We start from the raw sequence: 13232 nt of genomic DNA on the forward strand, positions 1-13232 counted from the left end.
ACCATTCGCACGCGCCATTGCTCGCCCGGAGCGGCCTCCGTTGGTACCTTCCTTGCCCGCAGTTCGCTCCACCACCAACGGCGAGGAGACAGAGGCATGGCGACGGGCTTCGAGGCTTACAGGATGGAGGACCCCGCGCTCCTGGCGAATGTGCGCGAGGCCCTGCTGCAATCCTACTTCGCGGACTTCGATGCGGGCTTCCTGAAGTCGCCGGCCGGCCAGTCGGACATCGTGGACCATGTGAATGGCCGCTACAACCGGTGCGTCGACCACGTACTGCCCTGGCTCGCGCGATACACGAAGCTGGGCAAGGCGAACGTCGTCGAGCTGGGCTGTGGCACGGGCTCCAGCACGGCGGCCTTTGCCCAGGTTGTCAGCCACGTCACGGGGTACGACATCCACGCGCCCTCCGTGCGCGCGGCGGAAAGCCGCGTGAAGGCCCTGGGATTGCGCAACGTCGCCATGAGCGTCGTGGAGCCCGCGCAGTTGCTGGAGACCCTGAAGAAGGAGACCCCCGACGGCGCGGACATCTTCGTGCTGTACGCGGTGCTCGAACATCAGACGCCCGCGGAGCGACTGGAGACGCTCCGCACTGGCTGGGACCTGCTGCGTCCCGGAGGACTGCTCGTCGTCGTGGATACGCCCAACCGGCTCGTGTACTTCGACGCGCACACGTCCCTGATGCCGTTCTTCCACTTCCTGCCGCCCGAACTCGGGTGGCCGTATGCCTCACGCTCCCCCCGCGAGAACTTCCGAGATTCGATGGCCCATGCGTCCGCTGAAGACGCCCCCATGCTACTGACCCGATGGGGCATCGGCGTCAGCCACCATGAGCTGGAGCTGGCGCTGGGCGACATCGACCCCTTGTTGGTGGGGACGGGCTTCGAGCCTGAAGTGCTCGACGTGTTCCCCGTCACACTCGACGAAGAGGTGCTGCGTCTGTACGTGGAGAAGAGCGGCGCTCGCGTCCCCGAGGCTCTCACCCGGAACACGCTGAACTTCGTTCTTCGCAAGGGTGACAACGCCGACCTCATCGCCCGCCGGCCTTCGCCGCCTCCGGTTCGACACCTCGTCAACGAGACGTCGAACCCGCTCCAGGCGCAACGCATCCACGAACTGGAACAGCGCCTCCTGGAGCAGGCCCAGCGCATCCGAGAGCTGGAAGAGCACATCGCCACCCCGCCCCTGCGGCACCAGCTCGTTGATCAACTCAACGGCGCCCTCAAACAGACGGCCCTTCACCGTCAGGCCCGGAAGCTCGTCGAATGGTCGGTGGGCCGCGTCAAGCGCGGCTCGCGCTGAGTCTTCGCCGCCCCAGGACTCCCAGCCGGGTGGCGCAGTGAGACTCGCGCCGCGCCGTCCGGCATCCCCACTGGAACCTCGTCCTGCCGACGAAGCCCGTGAAACATAGAAACCGAGCAATACCGATCCCAAGTTTCACCGCTTGCCGATGAAACACATACGGGCAGAGGTCGAGCGGCCGGGCGGGGTGAAGCAGACCCATTTTACAGGGGCGTCTCCCGCACCCGAGGATGGATGCATCCATGCGTCACATCCGCATTCCGAATCACGCGCCGGCGGCTCACGCAGTCCCCGGTGTTTCACCTGTCTCACCTGCCGGCGCATGCATGTCTTCACGACGCACGTCGTGGTGCTGGGTGCTGCCGTTCCTCCTGGTACTTTCCACTTCCGCGTGGGCGGACACAGGCCAGCCCAGCGTCGACTTGAATCAGGGCTGGCGATACCGCTGGGGAGACTCACCGCCGGGCCCCGCCGATGTACCAGCCTGGGCACTGGAGTCAGGGGATGAACAGGCGTGGCAGCCCGTGGCGGCCCTCCGCGAGCCACCTGGCCGGGGAGCGCACACCTTCCTCTGGCTGAGCATTCCCATCCCCCAGGGGCAGTGGCTGGAGCCCGCGCTCTACCTGGGCACGGTGGCCCATGCCTTCGAGGTCTACGCCAACGGCCACCGCATCCATGCGAGCGGGCGGCTGAATCCCTCCGGCCAGGAGGAGACGGACAACCTCGCATGGCGGCTCGTCCCCCTGCACCCCACGGTGGAAGGCACGCGCCTGCTGCTGCGAATCCAGAGCAGCGGTCCAATCATCGGCGTGGGGGGCGCGGCTCGGGTGGGGACACACCATCAGCTGCTCGCGACGGTGACGCGCACGGGGCTGGCGCCCTTCGTCATGGGCATGCTGTTGCTCACCATCGCAGGTGCCGCCACCTTGGGGGCCCTGGTACGGCGTCAGACACAGATGCTCTTGCCGCTCGTCATCTTCACGAGCGGCTCGGCGGCCCTGCTTCTGGGCACGAGCGGCCTGATTCCCGCGCTCTGGGGCGGCTATCTGCTGGGGAGCCAGCTCACGTTGGTGGGCTCGCACTGCATCCTGCCCGCGCTCGCCTGGTTCATCTCCGACAGCGTCCTGGAGAACCGGCTGCGCTGGTTCCGCTGGAGTGCCTGGGCCGCGTGCGTGCCGGCCTCCCTTCAGGTCATCATCGTGATGGCCGACCTGGGCATGGCTCAGCGGAACCTCGGCCTCTTCGTCCTCTACTCGGTGCCTTGCCTGCTCGGGTGCGTCATCGTCGCGGGCATCGCGGCGTGGCGGGGCAACCCCGACGCGCGAATCTTCTCCGTGGGCCTGGGCGTGTTCTTCGGTGTCGTCATCCACACCACGCTGCCGGTGTTCGGGCTGACGGAGGCCACGGACTCGCTCATGCACTGGGGCTTCCTGGCGCTCACGCTCTCATTGGTGGGCATCGTCGTGCGCCGCTCGGTGCTGGTGGTGCGCGCGCTCGCGTCGCACACCCACCAACTCGAGGAGCGTCGCCATGAGGTGAAGCGGCTCGCCCAGGACATGGGGAGCGGCGCTGGCGAGCTGGCCGCGGTGGCGCAACAACTTCGCACGTCCAGTGAGGTACAGACGGCGGGTGTCAGCCGGCAGGCCGCGGCACTCCGCGAGGCGGAGCAGACGGTCCAGGAAATCCGGCAGGGCTCCCTGGTGACGGCGGACAAGGCGCGGCGGCTCGCGGGCGCCATCGCAACCGCCGAGGAGGCGGGGCGCGATGGCGGCGCGGCCATCACCCGCACGCAGACCAACCTGGAAGCCATCCGCCAGGAGGTCTCCGAGATGTCGAGCCGCATCCTCGCGCTGGACGCACGCACCCGCGAAATCTCCAGCATCGTGGACACCGTGAAGGGACTTGCGGACCAGTCCAACATGCTGGCCATCAACGCGGCCATCGAGGCCGCGCGCAGCGGGGAGCACGGCCGGGGCTTTGGCGTCGTGTCGCGAGAGGTCCGCAGCCTCGCCGACCAGTCCATCCTGGCGACCCATCGCATCCGCGAGGTGCTCGACGGCGTGAGTCTGAGCATGCGTGAGGCCGCGAAGAGGAGTGAACAGGGAGAGCACCGCGTGAAGGCGAGCCTGGACGCGGTGCGCGACTCCGGCACCCAGCTCCAGCGGCTCACGGGCATCATCGACGACACCGGCACCAGTGTGCGGCAGATTTCCGCGGCGGTGGCGCAGCAGGACGCGGGCACCTCCCAGATTGCCCAGGCCATTCAAGAGCTGTCCGCCCAGATGCGGCATACGCTGCGTACCGCCGAGGAGACTCAGAAGGTGTCGGGTTCGGTGCAAGCGCTGGCGGAGAACATGGCGGGCACGGCCCGCCTCGCGCTCCAGGCGGGAACGCTCGATGACTGAGCCTCATCCCGTAACGTCCGCGCAGTAACGGATGGGAGCGCATCCGTTGCAGGCCCGCGCAAAGGGTGCTCAGAAGCCAGCATGGCGCAGAACATCTACGACGACCCCGGCTTCTTCGAAGGCTACAGCCAGCTGCGGCGCTCGCTGGTGGGGCTCGCGGGTGCACCGGAATGGCCCGCGCTGCGGGCGATGCTGCCCGAGCTGCGGGGCCTCCGGGTGATGGACCTCGGCTGCGGCTACGGCTGGTTCTGCCGGTGGGCTCGGGAACAAGGGGCAGTGCAGGTTCACGGGCTCGACGTCTCGGCGCGTATGCTGGAACGGGCCCGGCAGCTGACGTCCACCTGTGACATCGTCTACAGCCAGGCAGACCTGGAGACGGTGGAACTTCCTCGAGCCCGCTTCGACCTCGTCTACAGCTCCCTGGCCTTTCACTACATCGAAGACCTGCCGCGCCTGCTCGCGAAGGTGCACGCCACCCTGGTTCCGGGTGGCGCGCTGGTCTTCTCCACCGAGCATCCCATCTACATGGCTCCCACCCACCCGGGCTGGCGAGTGGATGAACAAGGCCAGAAGACATGGCCCCTCAATGGCTACCAGGCCGAGGGGCCCCGCACCACGGACTGGCTCGCCAAGGGCGTCATCAAGTACCATCGCACGCTGGGCAACTTGTTGAACACCCTGATTCACACCGGCTTCAGTCTGCGTCAGGTCAACGAATGGGGTCCGACCGAGGCGCAGCTCTCCGCCCAGCCGGAGCTGGCCGAGGAGCGGGAGCGCCCCATGATGTTGCTCGTATCCGCGCGGCGTTAGACAAACGTGGCGGCGTCCGCCTCGGCCCCTCTCCGAACCTCACCCCGGCAGTGCTGGAGTTGAAGCGCAGCAGTTGAACCCTTTCACGCCACGTCTACCTCGACGCTCACCGCTTGCGCCCCCCCATGGCGAGCATCCTCTCGCACCGTCTTCCGCATCATCACCCGAGCGGGCGGGCGCGCATGGGCCGAAGCCCGCGTTGAATGGTCCCCGGGCGCCAGCAACGACCGCGGCTGCGAGCAAGCGCCATCTCCCCTGACGGCAAGGCGCACCCGCTCGACGCGTGCTCTAACTCTTCGCGGACTGCGTCGGCGGGCCCTGCCCCAGTGGCCCCGGCGGCAAGCCGCTGTCGCGTGCAGCGGACGCAGCGGGCAGGCCCGACGCCCGAGCCCCTTCCTGGCCCTCCCCGCGCATGAAGCGGCGCATCCCGGAGCTCCGCCCCGGGATTGCCGGGCGCCCTCATGATTCCGAGGGTCCGTCTCGAAACGCCGTGGCATTCCGGACCGCCCCCTCCCGAGGCCGACGTCCCGCCCGCTCCGAGGCCCCGCTCCGAGACGAACCTGGGTGAGCGCCGCTCGTGCCGGACACTTGCGCGGCGCCGCCTCGCCGGCGACGGCGCCGCCTCGCCGGAGGATTTCCAGTTGCGCCACCCAGCTCGCGCAGCACCCGAGCCCGGATAGCCCCCTCCAGGCGGAGGTCCTGCATGAGCGCCTGCACCTGCCGGCCCCCGTGCGGGTGGCGAAGGGCCTCGCACAGCCGCTCGACGATGTCGATGCGCAGAGCCACGCTCCCGAGCACCTCGTACCCATAGGCACGTGCGTCCCGGCGATCCAACTCGGAGAGCTGAAGCACGGGTTCTCGTGGCACCCCTGTGGGACATGTCCGCTGGAGGAACAGCGACGTCAGCATGCAGCGGCGCTCCAGCGCATGCGGGCTGAGGGCCTCGGCGACGTAGAAGAAGCGGTGTCCCTCGCAGACGCCTTGCTCCGTCAAGCGCGCGCGAGCCTCCTCATCCAACAGCCGCCACTGCTCATGGGCCTCGCCCTGCGTAATCACGCCCAGTCCTTCGGACAGACGATACGCGAGCCCACGCGCCGCCGCGTTGCGCCCCGCGCCGGAGAAGGACTCGGCGGGAAAGCCACCCATGGCATCGGTGACGAGGTCCCGCGCCAGCGCGAGCAGACGCCGCTCCAGCCGCTGCCGCGCGCCGCCCGTCCAGACCTCCGGCTCCGCCAGTGCCAGCAAAGGAAAGCGGCGGTCCGTCCCGCGAACGAGGCGTGCCAGGGGCTCGCCTTCAAAGGAGATGGCGCCAGTCGCATCCACCTGGAAGGCGTCATGGCTCGCGTCCACCACTCGCTGGACGAACTGCTCCTCCGTCATCGCGAAGCCCTCGGCGCCCGGCATCTCCTCCAGCATCTGCCCCAGCTTGGCGAAGGGACTGGCCGAACCGGACGGAGGACGCGCGGCGGCCTTCACGAAGCGGCGCGTGCTGCGCCTCGCGGCGCGCTGCACGAAGCGCTCGACGAGCCGCTCATGAAGCGCGTCCCCCAGCGCATCCTCGATGCCGCGCGTCCGCTCCTGCCAGTGCTCCGCCTCGTGCAGCCACCCCGGCCGATGACTGATGGACGTCCAGATGCGGATGGCCGCCAGCCGGTCCATCAGCGTGTGGATGTCTCCGGACACGTCGTCGAGCGGAGCCACCTGCTTGTTCAGCCAGACGGCGTCCAGCTTCCCGTCCCCCGCGGTGAGTTGCAGGAACGTCTCACGCAACAACGCGACATGCTGGCCGAAGAGCCCCTTGCGAAAGTCGGGTATCTGGCAGACCTGCCACAGCAGCTCCACCATGGCCGGCCCGGTGGCCAGGTCCTGGATGGATGGAACACGCGAGAGGTCCTTGAGCGCATCGAAGTCATCCGCGCGCTCCACCCGGATGAAGGCACTGTGGCCCGGCGCGCGCGCCAGTGAATCCAGCAGGGCCTCTGGACTCGAGAAGTCCAGCGCGGCATTGCGCCAGATGAGATTCCGGACCGCCGGGAAGCGGTGCGTCTCGATGGCGGAGACCACCCGCGGCGGCAGCTCCGGCAACGTGTTCAGCGTGCCGAAACTCCCGTCGTTCAAGTGGCGGCCGGCGCGGCCGGCGATCTGCGCCAGTTCGTCCGGGTAGAGCTCGCGCTGGTCGGCGCCGTCGAACTTGGACAGCGCGGCGAAGGCCACGTGGTTGAGGTCCAGGTTCAGCCCCATGCCAATGGCATCCGTGGCCACCAGGTACTGCACCTCTCCGGATTGGTACATCGCCACCTGGGCGTTTCGCGTCCGGGGAGACAGCGCGCCCAGCACCACGGCCACGCCGCCCCGGAGGCGCCGCAGCGACTCGGCCAACTCGTAGACGCGGTCCGCGGAGAACGCGACCACCGCCGACCTCGGCGGGAGGCTCTTCAAGGAGCGATGCCCGGAATAACGAAGCTGAGAGAGACGGGTGGCGCGCCTCACCGAGGCATGGGGGATGAGCGTCTGGACCATGGGCCGCATCGTGTCCGCGCCCAGGAACCAGGTCTCCTTGCGTCCCCGCGCATGCAGCAGCCGATCCGTGAAGACGTGCCCGCGTTCGCGGTGAGCAGCGAGCTGGATTTCATCCACCGCGAGGAAGTCGACGGACTTGTCGGTCGGCATCGCCTCGACGGTGCAAATCCAGTAGTCGGGGCGCGGGGGCACGCGCTTCTCCTCCCCCGTCATCAGCGCCACGCGGCCCTCCCCCACCCGGGCGGTCACCCGGTCATAGACTTCGCGGGCGAGCAGGCGGAGCGGCAACCCCATGATGCCCGAACCGTGCTCGAGCATGCGCTCGATGGCCCGGTGGGTCTTCCCCGTGTTCGTGGGCCCCAGCTCCGCCACGACGACGGACGACCGGCTGGATGGGCTGGAGTTCATCCGCGGATTCTAACCTCAGGCGGGCCCCTCCGCCCGGCTCCAGCGGCGGTGGCTCAGTGGATTCGCAAGGCCAGCTTGCCCAGATGGTGCTTGCTCGCGGCTTCGAGCGCGCGGCCCGCGTCGTCCAGCCGGTACACCTGGAAGACCTCGACATGGAAGGGCCCTGCTTCAATGAGCCGGTTGAGACGCGCGAGGACCTCAGCATTCGACTCGCCATTGTAGGCCGTGAGCTTCACACCCTCAGGCGCCCGTGGCTCCGGCTCGACGCCATTCGGGTAGGCGATGTGGCCTCCCTTCTTCACGGCTTGCAGCGCCGAGGCCCTGCCCTCGCCGCCCGCGAGCACCAGCGCCGCGTCGAGCCCGTCCGGCGCGAAGTCCCGAATCGCCTTCGCCACGTCATCTCCACCCCGCCCGTCCACCGCCTTCTCCGCCCCCAGGCGCTTCACCAACGCCACGCCGTCCGGGCCCGAAGCCACCGCCAGGACCCGCGCTCCCAGCCGCCTGGCGAGCTGCACCGCCAGATGGCCCACGCCGCCGCTCGCGCCGTACACCAGGAGCGTCATGCCCTGACGAACGTTCAACGCGTCCTGCACGCCTTGAAGCGCCGTGATGCCATCCGCGCCCAGGACGCCCGCCTGTTCCGCGCTCAAGCCTTTCGGAACGAGCGCCGTGTCATCGGCCTTCACCGCCGCGTACTCGGCGAAGAAGCCGCCCTTGTCATTGAGGAAGCCGGAGCCGTACACCCGGTCGCCCACCTTGCGGGACGTGACGCCCTCGCCCACCGCCACGACGGTGCCGGCCCCGTCCGTTCCCAGCACATAGGGAAAGGATGACTTTCCAGGCTTCAGCAGCTCCATTTCCCCCTCGCGCTCCGCCGCGTCCCAGCTGCCGACGCCCGCGGTCTCCACCTGGATGAGCACCTCTCCCGCGCCCACGGCCGGAACGGCCACCGTCTTCACGCCCAGCACCTCCGGCCCACCGAAGTGGTCGATGGCGGCGGCCTTCATCTGCGACGGAATGGATGTCTTCATGGGAAGTCCTCGCGGGCGGGGAGCTCACGCCCCGACAGGGTTCATCCGGAGCGTGGGCACGCCTCCCTCGGAATGCAGAGGACACCCACGGCGCCGCGAGCCAGGGGCCGCCCGCATGCCCGCCACCGTGGCAGCCCTTCCACCTCGCAAGGCCACGTCACAGGCCCGTAAGCAACCGTGCGGGCACGAAACGACCGGCAAGAGCCCCCTTCGCAGCCGTTCACCGGTGGGTGCCTGATTGAAGGGAACTCCGGGCAGAGGACGGAGAGCGGGGCGGAGCGACCGACGCGGCGAAGAAGCCCCTCATGCATCGCGGCGGAAGCATCGCCGCCACGGTGGCGGCGCTTCAACTCGCGCGGCTCGGCCGCGACGATGTCGCGGCGTACGACGGCTCGATGACGGAGTGGTCGCAGGACCGGCAGCGGACGCTCGAATTGACAATTCGAGGGCACGTCCCGTGGCGGATGCGATGTCCGCCACGGCACTACTGTCCCACCTGCCGACGACAGGCGAGCGTGTCCCTTCGACGCGCTATTCGACGAACGACTTCGTGCTGTAGAGCGAAGCATCCACCTTGCGCAGGACAGGCAGGTTCGTGCCGGGCTCGCGCTCGGGCTGACGGTCGATGTACGTCTGGAGGACGTCGGCATCGAGCACGCCGATGTCGGAGCGTCGCTCGGCCGGCACGTTGGCCAGCGTCACGTAGCCATCCCCCCCCGTGGCATTGAAGCTCAGCACGAACAGGCGATAGATGGCGGTCGGCTGGAGCGCGTTCCACTGGCCCGTCGTCTGGTCCAGCACCTCCAGGTTGCTGGCGCGCTGGCCGCGAGCCTGGGCGGCGTTGACGTCGAAGCGCAGGCCGCCGGTGTACGGATAGGGCCCCGTGGTGCCGCCCTCCCGGAACGTGGCGTGCAGCCCGTCCTCAATCATCGACTTCACCTCGGCGCCAGTGACGTCCAGCCGGAACAGCATGTTGCCGAAGGGCAGCACCTCGATGACGTCCGCCGCCGTCACCGGTCCCTGCAGCGGCCGGCGCACGCCGCCCGCGCTCTGCAACGTGATGTCCGCGCCGCCGTAATCCGCGTTCGCCACCTCCAGGTAGGCCTGGGCCACCAGTTGCTGGATGTCGCCTCCCCGGCTGTGGACCTCGCCCAGGGCATTGCAGCTCACGCTGGAGCGGCCCGGCTCCGTGTTTCCCGGCACGCGGCGATTGCAAAGCTCGTCGTTCGCCGTGGCCACCACCGTCCGGCTGTACGCGTCAACCCGGCCCTGGAACGGCGCCAGCACCTGCGCGGCGGCCGCATCCGGCTGCGTCACCCGGAGGAAGCCGCTGGCGGCCACGCTGGCCAGCATCGCGGCGTTGTCGGAGTCGGAGACGGGCGTCCCATCCATGGAGAACTGATTGCCGATGAGCACGTGGGGCGTGCCGCCGCAGGAGGTGACCACGCCCTCGGCGTCGAAGCGGAGGGTCATCTCTCCGACGACCTGCGAGTACTGCCAGGCCTGCCCCAGGCACACGGTTTCGCCGTCGCGGTTGCGCAGCGACTCCGCGTAGGGTCCCGCGGGCGTTCCGACGTTGAAGGTCTCCATGGCCGCGGGCCCCAGCAGCGTGTGCGAGTCACCGCCGATGACCGCGTCCACGCCACTCAACTGAGGGATGATGGTCCGGTCGAGCTGGTACCCGATGTGGCTCATCACGATGATCTTGTTGATGCCCTGGGCCCGCAGCGCGTCGATGGCGCGCTGGGCGGCGGGCACCTCGGCCTCGAACGTGGTGTCCGCATCCGGCATGGAGGACTCCTTCGTCTTGCCGGCAATCGTCAGGCCGACGAGGCCAATCTTCTGGCCGCCCCGTTCGACGACGGTGAACGGCTCCACGTAGCCTGCGGCCCTGGAGGGGTGCAGGGCAGAGCCCGCGCCGAACTGGACGTTGGCGCTGATGACGGGCGTCTGGCACTGGCCGGCATGCAAGCGGTCGATGAAGTTCTTCAGCTCGGCATCGCCCTTGTCGAACTCGTGGTTGCCCAGGGTGAAGGCGTCGAAGCACACCGTGTTCATCATCGCGGCGTCGGCCTCGCCAATCTGGCCCGCGCGGTTGAAGTACAGCGTGCCGGTGAGGGCGTCACCCGCGTGGAGCTTGAGCACGTTCTCCTTTCCGGTCGCCAACTCCTTCATCGCGGACGTGACACGCGCGAAACCCGAGGATTCAACCTCCGCGGCCACGGTGTCACCCGCGGCGTTCGTCACGTTCAGCTCCAGGCTGGAACCCGCCAGGTGCGAGTGGTGGTCGTTGATGTGGAGGATGGTCAGGTCCAGCGGCGCGGGCTGCGCGCCAGGGTCGACGTCATCGTCATCACCACACGCGGACAGCACGCTGGCCGCCATCCACGTCACCGTCAACCAGCGCGTCCGGCTCGACAAACGCGCCCCCTTGCGCACTGCCTTCTCCGTCTTCAATTGCATGAACCGCTCCCAGGTGCCTTTCGGAAGGCGACATGGTGTCGGGCGTGAATGACAGCCCCGTTACGCCTTCCTACCCGCGCGGTGACACTTTCATGGCGATTGGCCGCGGCCCAGGACCCACCACCTTCACCCTGCCAGCACTTCGCCGGCAACCATGTGCATCCCGAGGAGCATCAAGCTGACCAGGAAACACGCCCGGAACAGCGCGGGTGAGAGCTTCTGGCGCAGCCACTGCCCCTACCTGCATCCCGACGAGCGCCGGCAGCAACATCAAGAGGGACTGGCCCAGCTGCGTCCCCGCACCAGCGGCGTTGACGGAGAGCCGCGCCGCCAAGGCGCCCCGCCGGAAGACCGCGACGCGGCCCTCGCCGCGCTAGCGCGGCGCCCCCCCAGGGAAGCAGCTCGGTCCGGCGGAATATCGAGATATGTACGCTCGTACATATCGCCAACGGCACCTCGAGGCCTCATGCCTCCCGCCGCATCCCCGGAGACCCACGTGGCCACGCGCAGACATGACCCCGAGCGAAGGGACCGCATCATCGACGCCGCGCTCGCGGTCATCGCCGAAGGGGGCGTGGTGGGCACGTCGCACCGCCGGGTCGCCGAGCGCGCGGGCGTGCCCCTGGGCTCGATGACCTACCACTTCACGAGCATGGACGAACTGCTGCACGAGGCGTTCAGCCGCTTCGCCCAGCGCATCAGCGAGCGGTTCGCCGAGCGGATCGCCGCGGCCACCGACCTTGACTCGCTGGTCTCCGCCATCGTCCACATCGTCCACGACGACCTCGCGGCGGGGCAGGACGAGCTCGTGCTCACGCTCGAGCTCTACACACTCGCGGCGCGCCAACGCGCCTTCCGGCAAATCACCCACGACTGGATGCGCCGCAGCCGCGCCGTGCTGGAAAGGCTCATAGACGCCAGGATGGCGCACGAGCTCGACGCCTTGATTGAGGGGCTGTTCATCCACGTCAGCCTCGACCCCGCCCCACGCAGCCGCGACCTGACCCGGGACGCCGTGCGCCGCATTCTCTCGCTCGCCCCCTGACCTGCCATGCCCTCCACCTCTCCTCGCCAGGTCCCCCGCGAGTACCGGGCAGCCCGCGCGGCCGTCGCGGCATTGTTCCTCACCAACGGCGCAATCCTCGCCAACCTCCTGCCGCGCTATCCGCAGATCAAAGCCGACCTGGGCCTCAGCAACGCTCAGTACGGGCTGGCGGTCGCCGCGTTCCCCAGTGGCGCGATGGTGGCAGGGCTCGCCGCCGGAGCGCTCATCCGCCGCTTCCGCTCACCACGGGTCGCCGTCGCCGGCACGCTGCTGACGAGCCTGGGCGTGCTGGTCGCGGGCCTCGCATCGTCATGGTGGGTGCTCGCCGCTTCGCTCTTCTTCGCGGGCGGCATGGACGCCATCACCGACGTGGCGCAGAACTCCCACGGGCTGCGGGTGCAGCGGCTCTACGGCCGGTCCATCCTCAACTCCTTCCACGCGGTCTGGAGCATCGGCGCGGTGGTCGGTGGACTCATGGGCGGGCTCGCCGCGGGACTGAACGTGCACCGGGGCGTGCATCTGGGATTCTCCGCCCTGCTCTTCGCCGGGGTGTCCCTGATGGCGCTGCGCTACTCGATTCCCGGCCCCGAGCCCGTCGTCACCGTCGAGCCAGAGGCAGCCGCGGCGCACCAGGGCAGCGCTCCCGCGCGGCGTCAACCGACGGGGCGCGCGCGCATCTGGCTGATGTTTGCCGCGCTGACCTTGATTGCCGTCAGCGGCATCCTCGTCGAGGACGCGGGCATGACGTGGGCGGCCGTCTACCTTTCCGGAACGCTCGGCGCCACGGCCGCCGTCGCTTCGTTCGGGTTCGTCGCCCTCGTGGGCGCGCAGTTCGTGGGCCGGATGCTGGGCGATGGAATGGTGGACCGGTTCGGCCAGCGCGCGGTCGCTCGGGCGGGCGGCGCCACCACGGCGCTGGGAATGAGCGCTGCGTTGTTGTTTCCCTCCATACCCGCAACCATCGCGGGCTTCGCGCTCGCGGGATTCGGCGTCGCCACGCTGGTTCCCGCCACCATGCACGCCGCTGATGAACTGCCCGGCCTGAGCGCGGGAACGGGGCTCACCGTCGTCAGTTGGCTGATGCGCCTGGGGTTTCTCGCGTCGCCCCCGCTCGTCGGGCTCGTCGCCGATAACGTGGGATTGCGCGTGGGTTTGCTCGGGGTTCCGCTCGCGGGGACCCTCGTCGTGCTGCTCTCCGGCGTCCTGGCCACCGTCCGCGCCCCCGCCACCGCGCCGGGTGGCCAAGGC

Annotated in this window: 8 protein-coding genes; 5 read left to right on the top strand and 3 right to left on the bottom strand. The window is 69.0% G+C overall.

Annotated features, from left to right (window positions below; genetic code table 11):
• Positions 1 to 96 precede the first annotated feature (96 nt).
• The 3 genes from HNV26_RS19745 (at position 97) to HNV26_RS19755 (ending at position 4517) form a co-directional block, all read left to right on the top strand.
• The gene (locus HNV26_RS19745) at positions 97 to 1302 is read left to right on the top strand and encodes a class I SAM-dependent methyltransferase (protein ID WP_171441154.1); all 1206 of its coding nucleotides are present in this window, start codon (positions 97 to 99) and stop codon (positions 1300 to 1302) included.
• A 230-nt stretch (positions 1303 to 1532) separates the two neighbouring features.
• On the top strand, positions 1533 to 3707 hold the full coding sequence (locus tag HNV26_RS19750) for a methyl-accepting chemotaxis protein (RefSeq protein ID WP_171441153.1): 2175 nt from the start codon (positions 1533 to 1535) through the stop codon (positions 3705 to 3707).
• Between the two features lie 81 nt (positions 3708 to 3788).
• Positions 3789 to 4517: a class I SAM-dependent methyltransferase gene (locus HNV26_RS19755; protein WP_171441152.1), complete on the top strand. Its 729-nt coding sequence runs from the start codon at positions 3789 to 3791 to the stop codon at positions 4515 to 4517.
• A 459-nt stretch (positions 4518 to 4976) separates the two neighbouring features.
• Here the strand turns inward: HNV26_RS19755 and HNV26_RS19760 are convergent, their stop codons facing one another.
• From HNV26_RS19760 to HNV26_RS19770, 3 genes are all read right to left on the bottom strand, one after another.
• Positions 4977 to 7445 carry a helicase-related protein gene (locus HNV26_RS19760; protein WP_171441151.1) on the bottom strand — a complete coding sequence of 823 codons (2469 nt, stop codon included), beginning with the start codon at positions 7443 to 7445 and terminating at the stop codon, positions 4977 to 4979.
• A gap of 53 nt (positions 7446 to 7498) precedes the next feature.
• Positions 7499 to 8476 carry an NADP-dependent oxidoreductase gene (locus HNV26_RS19765; RefSeq protein ID WP_171441150.1) on the bottom strand — a complete coding sequence of 326 codons (978 nt, stop codon included), beginning with the start codon at positions 8474 to 8476 and terminating at the stop codon, positions 7499 to 7501.
• Positions 8477 to 9007: 531 nt separating this feature from the next.
• Entirely contained in the window at positions 9008 to 10939 is a 1932-nt protein-coding gene (locus HNV26_RS19770; protein ID WP_253816814.1) for a bifunctional metallophosphatase/5'-nucleotidase, read from the bottom strand.
• A 496-nt stretch (positions 10940 to 11435) separates the two neighbouring features.
• Here HNV26_RS19770 and HNV26_RS19775 point away from each other — a divergent pair, with 496 nt between their 5' ends.
• Together HNV26_RS19775 and HNV26_RS19780 are read left to right on the top strand one after the other, a co-directional pair.
• Entirely contained in the window at positions 11436 to 11984 is a 549-nt protein-coding gene (locus HNV26_RS19775) for a TetR/AcrR family transcriptional regulator (RefSeq protein ID WP_171441149.1), read from the top strand.
• A gap of 72 nt (positions 11985 to 12056) precedes the next feature.
• On the top strand, positions 12057 to 13232 hold a 1176-nt coding region (locus HNV26_RS19780; protein ID WP_253816815.1), incomplete at its 3' end, for an MFS transporter.

It is taken from the genome of Myxococcus xanthus, from assembly GCF_013116825.1.
GTDB classification, from domain to species: Bacteria; Myxococcota; Myxococcia; order Myxococcales; family Myxococcaceae; genus Myxococcus; species Myxococcus xanthus_B.

Coding starts and splice junctions, on each gene's coding strand:
- HNV26_RS19745 (WP_171441154.1), top strand. CDS start 97: ATGGCGACGGGCTTCGAGGCTTACAGGATGGAGGACCCCGCGCTCCTG.
- HNV26_RS19750 (WP_171441153.1), top strand. CDS start 1,533: ATGGATGCATCCATGCGTCACATCCGCATTCCGAATCACGCGCCGGCG.
- HNV26_RS19755 (WP_171441152.1), top strand. CDS start 3,789: ATGGCGCAGAACATCTACGACGACCCCGGCTTCTTCGAAGGCTACAGC.
- HNV26_RS19760 (WP_171441151.1), bottom strand. CDS start 7,445: ATGAACTCCAGCCCATCCAGCCGGTCGTCCGTCGTCGTGGCGGAGCTG.
- HNV26_RS19765 (WP_171441150.1), bottom strand. CDS start 8,476: ATGAAGACATCCATTCCGTCGCAGATGAAGGCCGCCGCCATCGACCAC.
- HNV26_RS19770 (WP_253816814.1), bottom strand. CDS start 10,939: ATGCAATTGAAGACGGAGAAGGCAGTGCGCAAGGGGGCGCGTTTGTCG.